The sequence below is a fragment of the Zobellia nedashkovskayae genome, assembly GCF_015330125.1.
Taxonomy (GTDB): Bacteria; Bacteroidota; Bacteroidia; order Flavobacteriales; family Flavobacteriaceae; genus Zobellia; species Zobellia nedashkovskayae.
On record NZ_JADDXR010000002.1, the window covers coordinates 1,018,199 to 1,038,138 of the forward strand.

Consider the following 19,940-nt stretch of genomic DNA (forward strand, 5'->3'; position numbering starts at 1 on the left):
ACAACAAAACCTATAAACAATACGGGCTTCGGGCTTAAACGAAAGGTTTGTGTATATTTATAAAGTCCGCTAAATATAAATCCTACCAATGAACCAAATTTCGACTGAAAACTTAAATCTTCTACCAAACCCAAATGCGCTACAAAAGATATGCAAATCGATTTCTGCATTGGAAGCTATAATCAGTCCTGATTGGGAATACAGATATTATTCGTATCAAAAAGATTGGAGTGAAACAGAAGAATGTTGTGAAATGCGAGACGGACAGGGAGACCAAATGTTAATTGTATTCAGCAATGATGGTACCTGCATCAATGGATTTGCACACGAGAGTGAAATGAATGGCTGGAAAAATATTCCAATTAAAGAAAAAAAGACATTTATTGAAAAGTTGTTCGGTTCAAAAAAGGAACAGAAAACAGAATTAATCCAAGAATTGTCAAAAGGTTTAATCGAAAAACTACCAGAAACATTTAAAGAGTTTGTATTTGGAGAACCAATAAAAAGTATTGGGACAACGTTTTGCATTTGGCAAAATAAAAGTGACACGGAATGGTTAACAGGTAATATTGAATTACCAAACAATGAATATAAAGACGGTTCGTCAGATTTACTACAACTACTTGATGGACACCCTAAAACTTACAAGAATTGGGCTGAGGAATATTATGAAGAAGAATTTGAGGAAAACGAGTTGAGGCTAGAACTTGTAGAGAAAATTTATAATGGTTTTATAATTACAAAAGAGATAGTAAAAGAAATAAATCCCCAATTAGAAGATTTCGAGAAATTAAAATCAGATTTGGAAGAAATCGGTTATCAAAATCAATTGTAGAAAAGCCAGTTGCTAACACAACCTAAACGTAATACGGACATTAGGGCAAAACCGAAAAATCTGTGTTTTTTAACGAACAGCTGAAAAATGAACTTCTTCAGAAAAAATAGACAAGAGAATTGGATAATAAAGCTATTCAAAATAACCGACAAAATATCGGCGAAACAATTTGACATGGAAGGTTGTATAATTTCATCTATAGAGGACATAAGTTTTAGCAGTAAATTAAATGCGACTTTTTTTGACTTAAACTACCGAAATTCTAGAAGGACCTTAAACGGGTTTAAAAAAGCTTTGAAAAAACAGAAAGAAATAGTTTACAGTTCTGTCTATTTTGGTTCAGCCAACTCCAACACCAATTTTACAATAAGCAACCCGATGCTTAACTATACAGAAAAACCTAATAATTCCAAAGTTGATATTTGTATCAACATTGGGTTTGAATTTACATCACAGAACTCTATAGAAAATATTGCGGAGAAATTAATTGAAAGTTATGAATTTGAATATGGTTACATAACCAAACTTCCAGAAGATTATGACTCTATTACAGAAAGAAAAATACAGAGAGGATTATTCTCAACTTCTGTAAGAAGTCATGAACATGATGGGGTATGGACATTTCACTCAGTCGCTATCCTTGATGGATTTATAAAACATCTATACCCGATAAACTACTTAAACAAAAGTCATTTCAACAATCCCTCTGTAAAGGAAATAATTTTTAAAAATGGTCACACTAAAAAAATTACTGAAAACATTACGAAATGGACGCTAAATCTTGAAGAAATTGAGAAGTTAAAAACCTATGAGAGAATTAAAAACATTTCCATAGTAACAGCAGAGCTTGAATTCTTAAATAACGAGAAAGCAAAAGGCTTTAAAGATAAAATGGAACTAAAAAAAGGCAGTTGCTAACACAACCTATAAACAATAAGTGCTTCGGGTTTAAACGAAAGGTCTGTGTATATTAACGAACAACTGAAAAAATCGAACTAAAATTATAATATGAGTTTTTTTAAGAGATTATTTGGCAAAAGTGAAACGCCAATTGAAAAAGATTTTACAGAAGAAGAACACGAAAGAGATTATGAATTAAAATCTAAAGGACTTGAAAATGTTCTTGGAAAAATGCAAAATCTTGTAGGTCACGCTATAATACCTTTTGCGGTGGGAGGAGCCGTCGATATGTACTACTATCCAAATCATATCAAAGGAACTGGATTTGCAACAATGGAGTTATTAGACCCAGACGGAAATGGACCAAAAAAAATCGGTTAGGCACATATGAATTAGTTGCGTTTACGAAACATGATTTCAATGAAAATAAAAATGAACAAACTCCATTTAATCTAATCGAAAGAAAAGCCTGTGGATTTTTAACCGCAATTGGACAGTATTCGCCCCAGGCCTCGCTGAATCCAAAAGAAACTATTGAAATACCCAATGGAGAGAATGAAGAAAATACTTGTTTAGTTTTCGATTTATACGAACCTGATGGCAAAAAATTCAAAATAGGTAATCGAGAGCACCACCTATTACTTTGTATGGAAATTTTCAGAAGTGAGATGGACTATGCAAGACAAAATGGGAGTGATGAATTATTTAAAATATTAAAAGAAAAAGGGTTCTATCCATATAGCGATTTGGATAGAGAGCCTGTAAAATAAAGGCTACACACAACACAACCTATAAACAATTTAGGCTTCGGGCTTAATCGAAAGGCTTGTGTATTTTTATGAAGTCTGCAAAATCTTTGGGATTTTGCTTTAAACAAGGAAAAGAAAAAACAAAACAAAAAGATTTCGCTATGTGCGTGGCGGAAAGCAAACGCTAGTTTGCTCCCGTGCTGCTCATAGCCAAATCGTTATCTGCAAGCTGAAATTACTCAATTCAAAATATGACATTTGACAAATTAGTCCAGAAAAAGATGTTCTTATTAGCCATTTTCCTTTTAATGGTTTCAACATATTTTGGTGGAAATGAACAAATGGGAATTAACAAAACTGTTAATTGGCAATGGGACATTTCAAACTGGATTTTCTTTATAAAAGGCTGGACTTATTTAATTTCTGTAGTTGGTTATGGAATAATTGCAATTCTAAAATATTGGACAAATAAGTTCCTTTCCATTCTTCATTTAGTTTTACTCAGTTTAGTATTTCTAACCGAGGACATACTATGTATGGACTTGCGACTAATTGTGATGTTGAATATTATTTCCATCGTAGTATTTCTTCTCAATGTTATATGGACAATTAGAAATCGCAACCGGAATGTAGAAAAAGCCAGCAGATAACATTGCCTAAATGTAATGCTGACTTTAGGACAAAACCCAAAGGTCTGTATATATTTATAATGTCGCTAAGCGAAATCTTATTGATTAAGCTTTGGACTAGAAAAAATAGAACTAAAAATACCCATCACCTCTTCTATACGCTTAGCTAAACTTTTATTTACTATGCTAAAACAACAATGCGCTAAATGGAAATAGACCAGATTCTTAATAACATATACCCTTTGCCTGAGTCTTCAAAATCAGTAGTAAAAAAGTACATTTCGGAAATAAGCTATCCTAAAGGGCACATTCTACTGAGAGCTGACAAAATTGAAACAAGCATTTATTTTATCAAAAAAGGAATTGTTCGTGCCTATGCTAATTCTGCCGATAATGAAATAACATTTTTCTTCGGAAAAGAAGGAGATACCGTTATCTCCATGAAAAGTTATGTTGCAAATGAGAAAGGATACGAAGATATTGAGCTATTAGAAAACTGTGATTTATACGAACTGAAAACCCAAAACTTACAGCAACTTTTTGAGAAAGACATAGCTATAGCAAATTGGGGACGAAAGTTTGCCGAGCAAGAACTTATTAAAACAGAAGAACGACTTATTTTTCGGGAATTCCGGACAGCTAAAGAACGCTATATAGAGCTTCTAACCAATAACGCGGACTTAAATAAACGTGTTCAATTAGGCCACATCGCCTCTTATTTGGGCATAACTCAAGTAAGTTTAAGCAGAATAAGAGCAGAAGTAAAATAGGTTCGTATTCTTTATCATTTGTAAAATTTTCCTTTGATCTCATTTCTCAACTTTGCAAAAAAAAAGTTATGAATTGGATTTTTTTGGTTATTGCAGGTTTATTTGAAGTAGCATTTGCATTTTGTTTGGGCAAAGCAAAAGAAACCACCGGAAATGAGATGTATTTATGGTATTTGGGGTTTCTTATCACCTGTAGTATTAGTATGATTCTTTTAATTAAGGCAACGCAAGCATTACCTATAGGAACCGCTTATGCTGTTTAAACAGGAATTGGTGCCGTAGGAACCGTTTTAGATGGAATAGTCGTGTTTAAAGAACCCGCAACATTTTTAAGATTGCTTTTTATCTCTACATTAATCTGCTCAACTGTTGGGTTAAAAGTAGTATCTCACTAAAATAGAGAAAGTCACCAACACATAACATAGCTTGTAAAAATAGTCCAAGTCCTTTGCTACCAAAAGTTTGCGCGTTTTCTAAAAGTCGCCAAAATTTAGTATCTTTTTTAAGCGCTAGTTTTCATACGCAAATCTTCTCAGTTTTTTAATTAGGTTATATTTGCTATATTAAGTGTATAAAATACTCTTATACTTGCTGTCATAAAACTAACTCTTAAAAGATGTCATTTTTCAAACTAAATATTAGATTACTTACCCTACTTGTTTTTGTTCCTCTCTTTTTATCCAGTCAGGAAAAGAATGACACAAAACCCAACGTACTATTTATTGCAGTAGACGACCTCACCACTAGTTTAGCTTCTTATGGTGATCCTTTAGCCAAGACACCAAACTTTGACCGGCTAGCCAAGATGGGAGTTCAATTTAATAAAGCATATTGCCAGATTCCACTTTGCAACCCTTCCAGAGCTTCGGTCATGACCGGTTTAAGACCAGATGCAATAAAGGTTTATGATCTTGATGCGCACTTTAGAGATGAAATTCCCAATGTTACTACCCTCCCCCAACTTTTTAAAGACCAAGGGTATTGGGTTGGAAGAGTAGGAAAGTTATATCATTACAATGTTCCAGCGGCCATTGGTACAAATGGTCATGATGACCCTGCTTCTTGGCACGAAGTTTTTAATCCTAAAGGACGGGATAAAGACGAGGAACATCTTATTACAAATGCAGAGCCTCACCGTAAGATAAGTGCCGCCTTGAGTTGGCTGAGAGCCGAAGGTGAAGATAGCGAGCAGACAGATGGTATGGTTACTACGGAAGCCATTAAACAAATTGAAAAACATAAAGAGAATCCGTTTTTTCTTGGTGTCGGTTTTTTCAGGCCCCACACTCCTTATATCGCACCTAAAAAGTATTTTGACCTCTATCCTATAGATTCCATAAGTATCCCATACGCGCCTGAAGATGACAGAGCTGACATCCCCTATGCCGCTCTTGCCCATAATTGTAAACTAGCGCACTACGGCTTACCAGAATCTATCTGTTTGGAGGCTAAACAGGCCTATTATGCCACAGTTTCTTTTATAGATGCCCAAGTAGGATTATTATTGGATGCATTGGAAGACAACCAGTTGATGGACAATACTATTATTGTCCTATGGAGTGATCACGGTTATCATTTAGGAGAACACAAAGGTATCTGGCAAAAGCGCTGCCTGTTTGAAGAATCATCTAAAGCGCCCTTACTTATCTATGCGCCTGGTGCAGCAGGTAATGGCATCAAGTCTGATCAAGTTGTAGAATTTATTGATATCTACCCAACAGTAGCCAAGTTGTGCAATATAAACCCTCCAAATGAACAGCCCGGAAAGAATCTAATGCCCTTATTAAATGACCCCCTCCTGAATTGGGAAGGCCACGCCTACACGCAAGTTCTTAGACCAGGCAATGGAAACCCTGTTATGGGTAGAAGTGTACGTACCAACAAATGGCGCTACACAGATTGGAACGAAGGCAAAGAAGGCGAGGAATTGTATGATCAAATAAAAGACCCAAAAGAGTTTAACAATTTAGAAAGTGACCCCAATTACCAGCAAATAAAGGCTAAACTCAAAACGCTTTTAGAAGAAAATGTAAGCGGACAAGTACCAACCACTCCTTTTAATCTGGATAGGCTTTAACAGTAATAGGTAACCTTCCATAAAGCTAGGACTGCTTAGACCTAGAAAAACTTCGCTTGATTACTAAAAGAAATTGCTTAACCTTTTAAAGGTTTGGGAAGATGCTTTATACGTGTAATTCTTACTTGTTTTCCTACAAATATTGGCGATATGTATAATTTGATTTAATTAGTAGTAAACGAAAAACAGTTGGAAACTAATTTAATTATGGATTCAAACAATAACATAAAGTCCGTACCAGTCTTTTAAGGTACACAATGGGAAGCCGGAATGATTAAAAATCTTTTGGAAAACGAGCAAATTGAGTCCTATGTGAAAGACGGAATTATGGCAAGTCTAAATACATTTCCTTTGATTTGGTCATCCCTTCTATTATTGGATTCGGTTTTTCAGAAAAAAGCATAAAAGGTGGTGTTGATTATAGTTGTGTAGCGGACTTATGGCACAAACTTATGATTAGCCTTGATTATCAAAAATATGGGCTTCAAGGCGGAGATTTGGGTGCTGGCATTAGCATAAGATTAGCTCAACAACACCCCAAGAATATTATCGGGTTACATTTAAATTATATATCGGATTCCTATCAACCCGATTTGACCGAAGATATTATTAATGAAACCCAACAGTACAAAGCGTATTTAAAAAACTGGAACGAAAAGGAAGCTGCGTATGCCCTAATTCAAAGCACAAAACCTTTGTCCTTGGCTTATGGCCTGAACGATTCTCCTATTGGACTTTGCGCGTGGATAATTGAAAAATTCAATGCTTGGAGCGATAACAATGGGAATATTGAAAATAGTTTTACAAAAGATGAATTGCTTGCCAACGTAAGCCTCTATTGGTTTACGCAGACCATTCATTCTTCCATTCGGATATATCATGAAACAAGCTTAAAGCCATTGGTGTTTAAGGAAAACGATTTTGTGCATCTTCCCGTGGGTTTTGCAAATTTCCCAAAGGAAATACCCGTGCCCCCAAGAAAATATATTGAAAAAGGGTTTAATATTGTTCATTGGACAGAGATGCCTAAAGGTGGCCATTTTGCTGCTTTTGAAGAGCCCGAACTTTTATCGGCTGATGTAATAGCGTTCTTTAAAAAAATAATTGGGATTTAAAATATAGTGTAATTATTATAACGGAAATTAGTCAAAAGTCCTCTGTTCTATCTGCATAATAAAGCTGTTCAAAAGAGTTAATAATTGAGCTATTGAAGAAATTACAACATTACATGGTTCCTAGTCAGGATAGTTCAAGAAGCAGTATAAGAATGCTAAGAAATAGTTTCGTTTTATTAATTTAGTCTCAAAATATAAAGCCTACATCACCTCACTTTATTACATATCCAAAGTAGAATATTTCTAATGATAAATCACTTGTTAATAGCGAACATAGACGAAAACGGCCTTCTTTCTAAATCAGAACAAGAGGAGTTCTGTTCCTACTTTCAACCTAAATCTATTTCAAAAAAGGAGTTTCTTTTGGAGCAAGGTAAAGTCTGTAAATTAGAGGGGTTTGTACTAGAAGGTTGTTTTAGGATCTTTACAATAGATGCAAAAGGAAATGAAAATACTATATACATTGCTGCTAGAAACTGGTGGCTGATGGATATAGATAGTTTCATGAACCATGAACCATCGGCCTTAAACATAAAAGCTTTAGAAGACAGCACAGTGCTTATTATTTCTGAAAAAGATAAGGCTGCACTTTATAAATCCATCCCAAAAACAGAAAAACTGTTTAGGATTATGTTTCAAAAATCTATTGTTGCTTGGCAACGTAGGCTCGTTAGAAACCACAGTTTAACCGCAAAAGAGCGATACTCCCATTTTATAAAAAACTACCCTGATATTGCCTCTAAACTAACGGATAGGCAAACTTCTAGCTATCTTGGAATTACACATGAATTTTTAAGTAAGATTAAAAAGCAATCCTAAATTCAATAAAATTTGAATTAAGTTGAACTTGTTCAACTCTTTTCTAAGCTCAGTTTATAATTTTTGCAACATAAAATTATAAAAGAGAATGATGTTCTTACTTACGCAAATAAAATTTTTGGTCATTGCAATTACCCTAATGGGTTCATCTGTTACCGTTTATGCACAGATTACCAATGACATTACTCACGATGAAGCTTTTAAAACACTTTTAGCAGCTAAGAAAAATGCCGAAGCTTCAGAAGTGGTGGTCAATATTGCAGTGGTAGATGCCGGCGCTAATCTAAAGGCCTTTATTCGCATGGATGAATCCTATTTGGGGAGTATTGATGTAGCTATTAAGAAAGCAAAAACAGCACGGTATTTTAATATGGATACGGGGGAATTGGGAGAATTAACCCAACCGGGAGGCATAATTTATAATATTGAACATTCCAATGATGGTTTAATAACATTCCCTGGAGGAGTTCCCATTAAAAATAAGAATGGTAAAATTATAGGTGCCATTGGTGTTAGTGGTGGCACTATAGAACAAGATCGTGCTATTGCCATTGCAGGAGCAGAATCCATAATAGAGTAACACATTAGATTTTAAAAAAAACAAAGATTATGAATAGCTTAAAAGGTTACTTTCTAATAGGAATGGCATTGTTATCACAAATAGGTTCTGCTCAAGTTTCCAATGAACTAACGCTTTACCGAAAAGACTTTAAAAATATATCCGGGAAAAATACGGTTTCTGTTACCAGCTATGAAAAAGAAGGTACTCACTACGTATTTGCTGGCGGCGCCGGTAATATTGACGTTTATAGTTTAAATAAAGAAGGGCAGTTAAACCCTATAAGCAACCACGAACTTTATAAGAAAAAAGGTCCTGCTAGAGGTATGGTTGCGGATAATATTAATGGCACAGATTTCCTATTTGTAGCCAACAAGCACGGTAATGTTATTGAAACCTTTAAAATTTTGGACTCCGGTTCTCTTAAACGTGTTTCTTTGGTTGAAGATACAGAAGAAACCCACCTTGGAACGGCTATTACCTTGCAAGTGGTTCATATGAAACAATCTTCTTTTCTCTTTGTTGGTGGCTTAGAAAATACACCGGGATTAAGTTGTTTTAAAATTGAGGATGATGGCAAACTAACCCATGTTCAGTCTATGAAAGATGACGAGAACATTCATACAGATGGTATTATTGGGATGTTCATTCACCAAATAAAAGGAAAGACCTTTTTGTACACCGGAGGCTTCCAAGACAATGGTGTAAGTAGTTTTAGGGTTTACGAGAATGGAACTTTTAAAAACATAAATAACATAAGTGATAATACCACGGACCGCTATTTAACCGGTGCCTATCCTGTAACGGGCGTAACGTTGGGCAACAATAAGTATGTTGTTGTTGGTCATCGTCATCATAAATATTACGATGCCACTACCAACTTTATCAAACGAAAAGACTTCACCTATCATGGTGATGGTGTTAGTGTTTTTAAAGTGAATAAAAAGGGTGCTTTAGTTTCTCACTTTGTTTTAAAAGATGATGAAAATACTAAATTATCAGGGCAAACACGGATTGAAGTAGTTTCTACAAATGCTACAGAAGCCGTTCTTGCGGTTGGTACTAGAGATGATGCCAGCATACAATTGGTAAAGTTAAACGAAGAAGGAATTTTGAGTCCCATAAACTATTTAGAAACCGGTTTTTCTATCTACTACGGTTTACGGTCTCATAGGATTGATAATCAAGATTTTCTTATTGCGGGTTCCAATCAGTTTGATATGAATAAGGTGGTTAGCTATAATATTTCGCCAAAAATAAATAGAGAAGGTCAAGTACTTAGGCATATAGTAAACCTAAAATATAAAGCAGATGCCACCAAAGAACAGGCAAACGAAGCGGAAATGGCTTTTGAAAACCTAAAAAATGAAATTTCTGAAATTCAAAGTTTAGAATGGGGAATCAATGACAGTGAGGAAGGTGCCACCAAAGGATTTACACATACTTTCACCTTAACTTTTTCCAACGAACATGGTAGAGAAATATACCTGTTTCATAAGGCACATTTAGACTTAGTAAGCAAAATTGGGCCAATTATAGAAGATGTTTTGGTAATGGATTATTGGACAACTATTGAATAATATAAACGAATTTCATGAACAATCTTAAGAATAAAAAAGCCATCATAACCGGAGGCGGTAGAGGACTAGGAAAGGCTACTGCGCTAGCATTTGCTAAAGAAGGTATTGATATTGCCATTACAGGCAGAAATGAAGAAGCATTAAAAAAAACTGTTGCCGAATTAGAATCTTTTGGCGTTAAGGCAATCTATTCGGTATTTGATGTCGGTAATTATGAGAACGTTAAAACAAGTATTAAAAATGTCATAGACACTTTAGGCGGCGTAGATATTTTGGTTAATAATGCCGGCATTGGAGGCTTTGGTTCATTTAATGACATGCCGGTTGAACAATGGTCTCAAATTATACAAACCAACCTTATGGGAATGTATCATGTGACCAAGGAAGTTTTACCGTTTTTAATTGCTAAGAATGAAGGCGATATTATTAATGTGTCTTCTACAGCAGGATTAAATGGAAATGCAACTACATCGGCATATTCAGCATCAAAATTTGCAGTTATTGGCATGTCCGAATCCTTGATGAAGGAAGTACGTAAAAATAATATTAGGGTTGTTACATTGACCCCAAGCACAATAGAATCAGATATGTCTATTGAAGCAGGTATTGCAGAAAAGGGTTCTGCAGATAGCGTATTACAACCCGAAGATTTTGCGGAATTAATCGTTGCAGGTCTAAAATTATCAAGAAGGGCAATGCTTAAGAGTGCCGCGTTGTGGTCAACAAATCCATAATACAGCTTTTTTTTCGTAACAATAACCCATAAAAAAGTCCGCTATTTATAAAATAGCGGACTTTTTAGTTTCTATGAGACCTATCCTCCCATTTTAAAATTAATGGGAATACTGTAAGGCACTTTAACATTATTACCACGTTGTCTACCTGGTTTCATTTTAGGCAATGCAGCTACAATACGAGAAGCTTCTTTCTCTAAATTAGCGTCCGGTCCTCTTGTTTTAATACCGGTTATGTAACCTTTTTGATCAATTACAAAATAAACGAAGACCTTACCCTGTATATTTAGTTCTAATGCAGTTGCCGGATACTTAAACTCTTTCTTTACGTGCTCCTGAATCTTTGTTTGAAAACAAGCTTTCTTTTCTGCATTTGTTTTCATGCTTTCACAACCAGGAAATACAGGTACATTTTCAATAACAGCAAATGGCACAGAAATTTCTTCCTCTTCTTCTGCAACTTCAACATCGTTTACAGCAACTTCTTCTTCAATAACAGTATTTTGGTTAATCTCGCTGCTTTCTATAATTGTCTCTTCAACTTCAGAAGCATCTTCTACAATCTCTATAATCTCCGGTGCTAATGGCGGTGGAGGTGGTGGAGGCGTATTAAGGGCTTTTGTAATGGGTATATCTTCATCTAGCTCATCTTGTACATTCATAACTTGAACATATTCACTCTGAGTATCATACGTTTTATATTCCAAGGCTCTCCAAACAACTAAGAGAACAAGGGTTAGGCCAATTACAAAATACAGGCCACTATTTCGGTTCAAATCTGCTTGTGGGTTTTTTTTGAGTTCCATAATTTATCGATTTAATACCTTAAAAATAAGATACTTACAATAGGATTTAAATGACATTTATCATGTTTTCAAAAAGCTTTTGACAGCTACAACAATAACGCAAAAGCTCTAATAACTCCTTAGCCCTGGGTTCTACTACTGCTACGCCTAGCTAAGTGTCTAAAATAATAGCTATGGTCATGAACTAATAAAAATGATTATTTCAATAAAATCGCAAAAAAAGGCTTAAAAATTTCTATGAAAAAGCGAAATTTTTAATAACACTAGACATATATTGAGAACTACACAATCTTAGAACCCGTAATTTTGTTATATGTTAAGCTTGGGTTCAAAAACAATTTTGGTAGTTAAGTATCTTATGACAGCTGTCACATTTAAATATGAGTGTACATAAAATGGCCCGGCTAGGATTAAAAAAAGGTATGCATATGGCGAGGTGTTCAAATTACATTTTAATGACCCAGCGCAAAAACCGAACATAGCAATTGATAAAACAATTGTTCTTTCTTATCTACAATTACAATTGAATTACATTGATTTGGCAAATACCCCAGCTTCAAAAGCCTAACCCTATCTAAAAAAAATAACATCTCTTTACGTGGATTCCTCTACATTGATTATTTTTCCAAAACGAAATATATCTACTCCCCAAAAACGTACTATGCGTAAAGAGATTAATGTTGAGACTTGGTATAGAAAAGACCATTTTGAATTCTTTTCAAAATTTGATGAACCGTTTTACGGAATAACCGCCAAAGTAGATTGTACTGAAACCTACCATAGTGCAAAAGAAAATGGCCATTCTTTTTTTCTCTCTTATTTACATAAAACTTTGGTTGCCGTAAACAGAACGGTTCAGTTCCGATACAGAATTATTGATGGTAAATTGTATGAATACGAAACCATAGATGCCTCACCAACTATAAATAGAGAAAATGGCACTTTTGGGTTTTCACATTTAAAGTATCGTGAAAATTTTGAGGATTTTCTTTCCTTAGCCCTTCCTGCAATAGAAAAAGTAAGAAACTCAAACCGACTTATGCCTGATGAATCCGGAGAGAACGTGATACACTGTTCCGCTATTCCTTGGATAGATTTCACTTCAATTTCACACGCTAGACATTACGCCCATCCCGATAGTTGCCCAAAAATAGCTTTTGGAAAAATGACCTCCGATAATGGCAAATTATTTATGCCTGTTTCCGTTCACGTGCACCACGCATTAGTAGATGGTTATCATGTGGGACAGTTTATGGAGGAACTCAAAAAATTAATGCAAGAACCGCTTTGAACTTCAATCTTAATTCAACCGTTTTTATATTTTCACCTATTAAGATTATATACAGATGCTTTCTTTAATCCTAATTATAACAAACATGAAACCTACTATTTTATCCATGCTCTTCTTGAGTATTTTTTATAACACCTGTTTAGGACAAAGTTCAAAGCCAGAATATGGACCAGTCTTTGACGATATAGGGCCAACGTATAATCTTAAAAATGCTGATTTTGTCCCGGATTCCACATCTGTCTTAAAAGCTATTTTTGACATTGATTATATGCCAAAGGATTCTTTGGCTTCAAACTCTTTGATTTCCAGCCTTCATAGGTATCTGAATATGCACGTAAAAAGTGGCATAAAGGAATCGAACATTTCACTTGGGTTTGTTTTGCATGGAGACTCAACAAAAGATGCTCTAACGGATGAAGCTTACTTGAAGAAATACGGAACTAAAAATCCCAACACCAATTTGATTAAGACATTATCCGAACATGGAGTGGACATGTTTTTATGTGGACAATCTGCATCTTATTCCGGTATTTCAAAGTCTGAGATTATGCCCGAAATTAAAATTGCCTTATCTGCTATGACGGTATTAACAGTATATCAGTCTGAAGGATATTCATTGATTAAGTTTTAGGTTCTTATTCGTCTAAAAACCCGAAAGCAACTATATATGTCCAGATTCGTGGCCGTAAATTTGGTTATATCCCTATATCATCTTTATTGCGCTATTATTTCTTTTTTTTGCCCTAACGGATATATCAACTTTTCATTTAATTGGTGGTATTAATTTTTTAAATAAATGCTATGATTAGAAAAGGAACAGAAGTACAATGGAAATGGGGTTCTGGCAGCGCCAAAGGAAAAGTAGAAAATACCTATGAAAAATCGGTTACCCGGAAAATTGAAGGCAATGAAGTCACACGCAACGGTTCAAAAGATGATAAGGCACTTTACATCAAACAGGATGATGGTAGCGAGGTATTAAAATTGGAGAGCGAGGTTGAACGTGCGGATTAATTTGGGATATTAAATTTCCTTTCAGGAAATTGCACACAATTACTAATTACTTTATATTGTCTATGGACAAGCCTTTCATTACTGACCAAACCTACACATCCAAAGATTTTACTGGCAGTAAACTGGCTAAGGGAGAGTATGAGAACTGCGTTTTTGAAGGTTGCAATTTTGCTGATGCTTATTTGGACAACCAGAATTTCATGGAGTGTGAGTTTATAGATTGTAACCTGAGCAATGCTAACATTCGTCATACCGCCTTTAAAGAAGTTAGTTTTTCTCATTGTAAACTGATGGGACTTAAATTTGAAGATTGTAATACGTTTTTGATAGACTTTAGTTTTAACGATTGCAATTTAAATTACACTTCTTTTTATGGGCTAACGCTGTTAAAGCAACTATTCATTTCTTGTAAAATGATTGAAACGGATTTTACAGAGGCAACTCTAAAAAATGCCAATTTTGATTCTTGTGACCTGCAAAGTGCTATTTTTAATCGTACGAACCTTGAAAAAGCAGATTTTAGAACTGCTACTAACTTTGTAATAGACCCAGAAACCAGCAATCTTAAAAAGGCTCGCTTTTCAAAAGATGGTCTAATAGGTCTTCTGAAGAAATACAACCTATCCATAGAACCCTAAATCGGTAAACTACCTCTGGGCAAGCCCACGAGGCACTAAAAAGAATACACTTTAATTTCGAGGCAAGCCTCGGAGCATTTAATCTCGATTATCGAGTAAATACGTTTACAAACGGATAAATCAGTATCTTACTGACTTATATACTTGTAGTCTATGAACCGATTTCTATTTGTCTTCTTTTTTGTTTCCTTGGGCATTCAGGCTCAAAACACCACTACCCTTCCAAAAGGCACCCTATCACCCAACGCTAGTTTGAACGATATTTATTGGATGCAAGGGTATTGGACTGGTGAAGCTTTTGGCGGAATTACGGAAGAAATTTGGACACCACCGCTAGGTGGTTCTATGATGTTCTCTTTTAAACTAGTGGTTGATGGTGAAGTATCTTTTTATGAATTAGGACATATTCGCGAGATAAATAAAACCTTGGTATATGAGCTTAAACATTTTAATGACGATTTAAAAGGGTGGGAAGAAAAAGATGAAGTGCATTCGTTTAAATTGGTAAAAGTAGATGGTGACCGAGTATATTTTGATGGATTTACTTTTGAAAAAGTAAGCGACAATGAAATCAATATCTATGCACAAATTGATAATGAAGATGGTTCTACCGAAGAGGTAGCCTTCAACTTTAAAAAGTAGCAGATTGAAAAAAAAGTGTTTGGATTGTGGTACTGAGATTAAGGGAAGAGCAGACAAGAAATTCTGTTCTGATTACTGCCGTAATGCATATCATAACAGCGCCAATAAGGATAGTAACAACCTAATTCGTAATACGAACAACCGTATGCGAAAGAATTACCGTATTCTAGATAGCTTCAACTTAAAGGATGGCAAAACCACTACGACCAAAGCGAAACTTCTAGACAAAGGCTTTGATTTTGATTTCATAACCAGTCTCTACACGACAAAAAAAGGGTCTGTATATTTCTTTGTGTATGACTTAGGCTATCTACCGCTAGACAATGATTTTTATATGATTGTTAAACGAGAATAAATTGAGTTACACCCATAAAAAAATGCTTCCCTTATGAGGAAAGCATTTCGTGTTTATTTTTTAAGTAATGCGTTTGGGGTTAACGAGACACTACCAACTATGGCCGGTTAACTTAAGAGCAGCAACTACAATATCTTTTCGACTTATCTGGCCAACCAAAATACCATCTTGCATTACCGGAAGCCTTCTTCTATTGTGTTTATCAAAAATACCTGCAGCGTCAAAAATTGATATATCATGGGGAATGGTCTCAACTTCTTTCGTCATAAATTTCTCTACACTTTTATCAAGAATAGGTTGGTTAAAGTACCTGCTTTCGGAAATCTGCTTCATACAATCGGCCTCAGAGATAATACCTACTAAGAAACCGTTGTCGTCCATGACAGGTCCACCCGAAATGTTATACTTGGTAAACTGCTCCATAACTTCCAGGATAGACTGGTCTGGCTTAAAAGTTATCAGTTTTTTGGTCATGTAATCAGATACCAATATGGGTGCGTTGTATTCTTTCTTCACGTCTACTTTTGCCCGTGGGCCTTGAAAACTTTTTATTCCCATATAATTTCGTTTTTATTGCCTAGCGGCAGGTTAGGTTAATTACTAAAGATAGTGAATTTTTTAATGGAATATTTACTTATTCGACGTATTACTAATTGTATTCTTACTATTTTAATAAAAAAATATAAATATTCATTTTTAACTCGCTCTAATAAAATAGATTTTCCATTAGAATTCTATGTTTTAATTTGAGAACTTTATCCAATGAAAAGATTTTCCTCCACCATTTCCTTCCTCCTTTTATTGGCTGCTATATATTGGGGGTTTCATACTTCTATGCCAGTTTATGAAGAAGACTTTTCGGCGCCGGCAAGTTCATTTTCCACAGATCGTGCGTTAAAACACGTTAAAGAACTTTCTTTAGAGCCCCATGCCATTGGTTTTCCTGCCCATAAGAAAGTACAGGAGTACATTGTTTCTGAGCTTGAAAAAATGGGACTCCAAACTTCACTACAGACGGGTTATACCATTGGGGATTGGGGAAACATGAGTAAACCGGAGAATATAATTGCCAAAATAGAAGGTAGTGGAACAGGTAAGGCATTACTGCTTCTCTCTCATTATGATAGCCACCCACACTCTTCTTTTGGCGCTAGTGATGCGGGTAGTGGTGTTGCTACCGTTTTAGAGAGCGTAAGAGCCTATCTATCCGAAAGAAAGCAGCCTAGAAATGATATTATCATCTTATTTACAGATGGGGAAGAGTTGAGTCTGAACGGCGCAGACCTCTTTGTAAACGAACATAAATGGGCAAAAGATATAGGTTTGGTCCTTAATTTTGAGGCCAGGGGTAGCGGTGGACCAAGTTATACTTTCATAGAAACAAACAGAGGTAACCAACATCTGATACGTGAATTTATTAAGGCCAATCCAAAATACCCAATGGCCAATTCCTTGTACTACAGTATTTATAAAATGCTTCCAAACGATACTGACTTGACTGTTTTTAGGGAAGGTAGGGATATTCAAGGGTTTAATTTTGCATTTATAGATGACCATTTTGATTACCACACCGCTCAAGACACCTATGCGCGTCTAGACAAAAAGACCTTAGCACACCAAGGCAGTTACCTGGCACCTTTACTGGAGCATTTTAGTACTATTGAGCTAAACCAATTAGCAAGCCTAAACGACTACGTTTATTTTAACATACCTCTATTTGGTGTTATTTCCTATCCGTTTGATTGGATTTGGCCTATGTTAGCACTAGCCTTTCTATTTTTCGTTTGTATTCTAGTCTACGGGTTCAGAAAAAAGACCTTAACAAGTAAAGGAGTTATTATTGGTTTTGTTCCACTGTTCTTGTCCTTAGGTATTAATGGCCTTATTGGGCATTTCAGTTGGCCCGTTTTAAAACGGATTTACCCAACTTACAATGATATTCTGCATGGTTTCACTTATAACGGCTACGCTTATATTTTTGCATTCGTATGCCTTTCTTTAGCCATTTGCTTTGGTATATATCATAAATTCAGAAAAACACCCACGACAGATTTAGTTGTGGCTCCATTAGTTTTATGGCTGATCCTTTGTGGAGCAGTTGCTCAATATTTACCGGGCGCTAATTTCTTTGTCATCCCTGTATTCGCATTACTTGCCTCATGGTATGTGATTTTGAATCAAAAAGTGCCCAGTGTACTGCTTATGGTATTTCTAACATTACCGACTATATGGCTGTATACACCTTTAGTTAAAGGTCTCCCTGTAGGATTAGGTCTTAAAATGATGGTTGGCTGTACTGCATTAGTTACCTTAATTTTCTTTCTGCTTCTTCCTATTTTCGGGATGTACAAGCGTAAAAAAAAGTGGGCCTATTTTGGGCTACTCGCTTTTGTAGTTACTGTAATATACGCTCATATGCATTCAGGTTTTGATACTGAAAATGGTAAACCAAGCAGTCTGGTATATCTTCTTGACACAGATAAAAACACAGCACAATGGGCTAGTTACGACCACGTATTAATTGATTGGAACAAAGCCTTTTTAGAAACGGATAACAAAACTGAACAGAAACTGAATAAAAACACCATTAGCAGCAAATACAACACGCTATTTAATCGGTCTGCAGATGCCCCATTAAAAGAACTTGAAGGCCCTAAAATTGAAACCCTAAGAGATACGATTATTGGAGACAGCAGAACCATAGAACTTTGCATTACACCACAACGCGCAGTAAACCGTTTGGATATCTTTACTGAAAGTATACATCTGGAAAAAGTAAAAATCAATCAGATTGAGCTTTCTCCCTATTACTTAAAGGATAGAAGAACCAGTAAGTTGGTTACCCATTACATAAGGGACAATGCTTATACCGAGCTTGAAATGACCATACCAAAAGATAGTGTTCTTGAGCTCACCTTTAATGAAGCTTCCAATAACCTTTTAAGCCACCCCCTTTTTACAGTACCCGAACGACCAAAAACCAGCATTCCTATGCCATTTGTGCTTAATGATGCTATTATAACCACTAAAACCATAAAATTTGAATAAGAACATAGCCATTATGGGCTGCGGTTGGCTTGGCCTTCCTTTGGCCCAAAAGTTTATAAAAAAAGGATATAGTGTGAATGGCACGACAACATCAGAAAATAAAATCTCCCTATTAGCCGCAGAAGGTATTCATCCTTTTCTCATCTCACTTTCGGAAACGGAAATAAAAGGAGATATCAATTCTTTTTTAAGCCGTACCGATGTTTTAATATTAAACGTCCCCCCAAAATTAAGAGGCGAGAACAAAGAAAACTACGTTAAAAAAATGCAACTGGTACTAAAGGCCATAAAATCCGCTACAGTTCGTAAAATAGTCTTCGTAAGCAGTACATCTGTATATGGTGATATTGATGGAGAGGTAACCGAAGATACCAAACCCCAACCTTCAACCGAATCCGGAAGACAGCTTTTGGAATGTGAAGAGTTGTTTCAAAACGAACCGGAACTTGAAACCACCGTTATACGATTTGGAGGTTTGATCGGCCCTAATAGAAATCCGGTTACAATGCTCTCCAAAAGAAAAAACTTAAAGAATGGGAATGCGCCTATCAACTTAATTCATTTAAACGATTGTATACGAATCATCTATAAATCGGTAAAGGAAAATTGGGGACAAGATTTGTTTAATGCCGTATTTCCCTATCACCCAGATAAAAAAGACTATTACAGCTTACAGGCAATTAAGAATAAGCTTCAATTACCCGAATATGCTAACGATATAGATAAAAAAGGCAAACTTATACGTTCCTACAACCTTACAAACGTTAAAGAGTTTAAGTTTACTACAACGTTGTAGTTAATTTTCACCACAGCTATCTACCATTTCACAACAAACTAATTCTATAATTGTTAATGAACTGTGCATTTCATCGATAAAAAGGTAACTTTGGTATATAAATTAAAACTATTTGCCATGGAAGATTCAGGTTTAAGAAGCCGGATTCTGATAGAAATAAAGAATCTGATTGCTTCAAGCTGTACCAAGCAAAAAGTTCCCCCAAAAATGAAAAAGTTGCATGTATCGATTTTGAAAAATCATTACAATGCGGCAAACGTGTCTATGGATTATCATAGACGCAGGGTTGAGATGGACATTATTATGGATGATAAAGATTATGACCCTAAAACGGTAAATCTTTCTATTCCCACATTACATACCAACCTGTGGTTTAAAAATTTATATGATTTTTTAGTATCATGTATTGATCAAGACCCTAAAAGCTTAGCGCTTTATGCTATGCTTTTAAAATCGTATAAAAACAACGAGAATTCACTTGTTGCTTAGTACAAACAACCAGACCGACATAAAAAGGATGCCTTAGGGCATCCTTTTTTCATTATGCTTTTATTCACAGTTACATACAGATAATATTGCTAAT

General features: G+C 35.4%; 23 protein-coding genes and 2 pseudogenes. 23 read left to right on the plus strand and 2 right to left on the minus strand.

Annotation, left to right across the window (positions count from 1 at the left end; all coding sequences use genetic code 11):
• Window positions 1-88 precede the first annotated feature (88 nt).
• From IWB64_RS04420 to IWB64_RS04480, 14 genes and pseudogenes are all read left to right on the plus strand, one after another.
• Entirely contained in the window at window positions 89-835 is a 747-nt protein-coding gene (locus IWB64_RS04420; RefSeq protein ID WP_194532856.1) for a hypothetical protein, read from the plus strand.
• Window positions 836-1,129: 294 nt separating this feature from the next.
• Entirely contained in the window at window positions 1,130-1,753 is a 624-nt protein-coding gene (locus IWB64_RS04425) for a hypothetical protein (protein ID WP_194532857.1), read from the plus strand.
• A 90-nt stretch (window positions 1,754-1,843) separates the two neighbouring features.
• Window positions 1,844-2,116, plus strand: a complete 273-nt coding sequence (locus IWB64_RS20395) for a hypothetical protein (protein WP_226975805.1) — start codon at window positions 1,844-1,846, stop codon at window positions 2,114-2,116.
• Window positions 2,077-2,505 carry a suppressor of fused domain protein gene (locus tag IWB64_RS20400; RefSeq protein WP_317171995.1) on the plus strand — a complete coding sequence of 143 codons (429 nt, stop codon included), beginning with the start codon at window positions 2,077-2,079 and terminating at the stop codon, window positions 2,503-2,505. The genes IWB64_RS20395 and IWB64_RS20400 overlap by 40 nt, the downstream gene beginning before the upstream one ends.
• Before the next feature lie 230 nt (window positions 2,506-2,735).
• Complete coding sequence (locus IWB64_RS04435) at window positions 2,736-3,134, plus strand: hypothetical protein (protein ID WP_194532858.1); 399 nt, start codon at window positions 2,736-2,738, stop codon at window positions 3,132-3,134.
• A gap of 185 nt (window positions 3,135-3,319) precedes the next feature.
• Complete coding sequence (locus IWB64_RS04440; RefSeq protein WP_194532859.1) at window positions 3,320-3,883, plus strand: Crp/Fnr family transcriptional regulator; 564 nt, start codon at window positions 3,320-3,322, stop codon at window positions 3,881-3,883.
• 68 nt (window positions 3,884-3,951) lie between these two features.
• Window positions 3,952-4,278: pseudogene (locus IWB64_RS04445) on the plus strand (DMT family transporter).
• Between the two features lie 221 nt (window positions 4,279-4,499).
• Complete coding sequence (locus IWB64_RS04450) at window positions 4,500-5,960, plus strand: sulfatase (RefSeq protein WP_194532860.1); 1,461 nt, start codon at window positions 4,500-4,502, stop codon at window positions 5,958-5,960.
• A gap of 267 nt (window positions 5,961-6,227) precedes the next feature.
• Window positions 6,228-6,365 (plus strand): annotated as a pseudogene (locus IWB64_RS20605) (hypothetical protein); the annotation flags it as partial.
• A complete protein-coding gene (locus IWB64_RS04460) occupies window positions 6,317-7,075 on the plus strand; it encodes an alpha/beta hydrolase (RefSeq protein ID WP_194532862.1) in 759 nt (252 codons plus the stop codon). The pseudogene IWB64_RS20605 and the gene IWB64_RS04460, both read left to right, overlap by 49 nt.
• 246 nt (window positions 7,076-7,321) lie before the next feature.
• Entirely contained in the window at window positions 7,322-7,894 is a 573-nt protein-coding gene (locus tag IWB64_RS04465) for a Crp/Fnr family transcriptional regulator (protein ID WP_194532863.1), read from the plus strand.
• 91 nt (window positions 7,895-7,985) lie between these two features.
• Window positions 7,986-8,474: a GlcG/HbpS family heme-binding protein gene (locus tag IWB64_RS04470; protein ID WP_194535806.1), complete on the plus strand. Its 489-nt coding sequence runs from the start codon at window positions 7,986-7,988 to the stop codon at window positions 8,472-8,474.
• Window positions 8,475-8,503: 29 nt separating this feature from the next.
• The gene (locus tag IWB64_RS04475) at window positions 8,504-10,033 is read left to right on the plus strand and encodes a Dabb family protein (RefSeq protein WP_194532864.1); all 1,530 of its coding nucleotides are present in this window, start codon (window positions 8,504-8,506) and stop codon (window positions 10,031-10,033) included.
• 14 nt (window positions 10,034-10,047) lie between these two features.
• Entirely contained in the window at window positions 10,048-10,767 is a 720-nt protein-coding gene (locus tag IWB64_RS04480; RefSeq protein WP_194532865.1) for a 3-ketoacyl-ACP reductase, read from the plus strand.
• An 80-nt stretch (window positions 10,768-10,847) separates the two neighbouring features.
• On the opposite strand, the gene IWB64_RS04485 is transcribed toward IWB64_RS04480, so the two are convergent.
• Window positions 10,848-11,573 (minus strand): energy transducer TonB, encoded by a 726-nt coding sequence (locus tag IWB64_RS04485; RefSeq protein ID WP_194532866.1) that lies wholly within the window; start codon window positions 11,571-11,573, stop codon window positions 10,848-10,850.
• A 661-nt stretch (window positions 11,574-12,234) separates the two neighbouring features.
• Here IWB64_RS04485 and IWB64_RS04490 point away from each other — a divergent pair.
• The 6 genes from IWB64_RS04490 (at window position 12,235) to IWB64_RS04515 (ending at window position 15,513) form a co-directional block, all read left to right on the plus strand.
• Entirely contained in the window at window positions 12,235-12,864 is a 630-nt protein-coding gene (locus tag IWB64_RS04490) for a chloramphenicol acetyltransferase (protein WP_194532867.1), read from the plus strand.
• 85 nt (window positions 12,865-12,949) lie between these two features.
• On the plus strand, window positions 12,950-13,495 hold the full coding sequence (locus IWB64_RS04495) for a DsrE family protein (protein WP_194532868.1): 546 nt from the start codon (window positions 12,950-12,952) through the stop codon (window positions 13,493-13,495).
• 170 nt (window positions 13,496-13,665) lie between these two features.
• On the plus strand, window positions 13,666-13,878 hold the full coding sequence (locus tag IWB64_RS04500) for a hypervirulence associated TUDOR domain-containing protein (RefSeq protein ID WP_194532869.1): 213 nt from the start codon (window positions 13,666-13,668) through the stop codon (window positions 13,876-13,878).
• A gap of 62 nt (window positions 13,879-13,940) precedes the next feature.
• Complete coding sequence (locus IWB64_RS04505; protein WP_194532870.1) at window positions 13,941-14,516, plus strand: pentapeptide repeat-containing protein; 576 nt, start codon at window positions 13,941-13,943, stop codon at window positions 14,514-14,516.
• Window positions 14,517-14,669: 153 nt separating this feature from the next.
• Complete coding sequence (locus IWB64_RS04510) at window positions 14,670-15,158, plus strand: DUF6265 family protein (RefSeq protein WP_194532871.1); 489 nt, start codon at window positions 14,670-14,672, stop codon at window positions 15,156-15,158.
• 4 nt (window positions 15,159-15,162) lie between these two features.
• On the plus strand, window positions 15,163-15,513 hold the full coding sequence (locus IWB64_RS04515; protein WP_194532872.1) for a hypothetical protein: 351 nt from the start codon (window positions 15,163-15,165) through the stop codon (window positions 15,511-15,513).
• A gap of 90 nt (window positions 15,514-15,603) precedes the next feature.
• Here the strand turns inward: IWB64_RS04515 and IWB64_RS04520 are convergent, their stop codons facing one another.
• The gene (locus tag IWB64_RS04520; protein WP_194532873.1) at window positions 15,604-16,071 is read right to left on the minus strand and encodes a CBS domain-containing protein; all 468 of its coding nucleotides are present in this window, start codon (window positions 16,069-16,071) and stop codon (window positions 15,604-15,606) included.
• 204 nt (window positions 16,072-16,275) lie between these two features.
• On the opposite strand from IWB64_RS04520, the gene IWB64_RS04525 reads away from it, so the two are divergent.
• From IWB64_RS04525 to IWB64_RS04535, 3 genes are all read left to right on the plus strand, one after another.
• Window positions 16,276-18,561: a M28 family peptidase gene (locus IWB64_RS04525; RefSeq protein ID WP_194532874.1), complete on the plus strand. Its 2,286-nt coding sequence runs from the start codon at window positions 16,276-16,278 to the stop codon at window positions 18,559-18,561.
• Window positions 18,554-19,357 carry an SDR family oxidoreductase gene (locus IWB64_RS04530; protein ID WP_194532875.1) on the plus strand — a complete coding sequence of 268 codons (804 nt, stop codon included), beginning with the start codon at window positions 18,554-18,556 and terminating at the stop codon, window positions 19,355-19,357. The genes IWB64_RS04525 and IWB64_RS04530 overlap by 8 nt, the downstream gene beginning before the upstream one ends.
• Before the next feature lie 117 nt (window positions 19,358-19,474).
• The gene (locus IWB64_RS04535) at window positions 19,475-19,846 is read left to right on the plus strand and encodes a hypothetical protein (protein ID WP_194532876.1); all 372 of its coding nucleotides are present in this window, start codon (window positions 19,475-19,477) and stop codon (window positions 19,844-19,846) included.
• The last annotated feature ends 94 nt before the right edge of the window (window positions 19,847-19,940 follow it).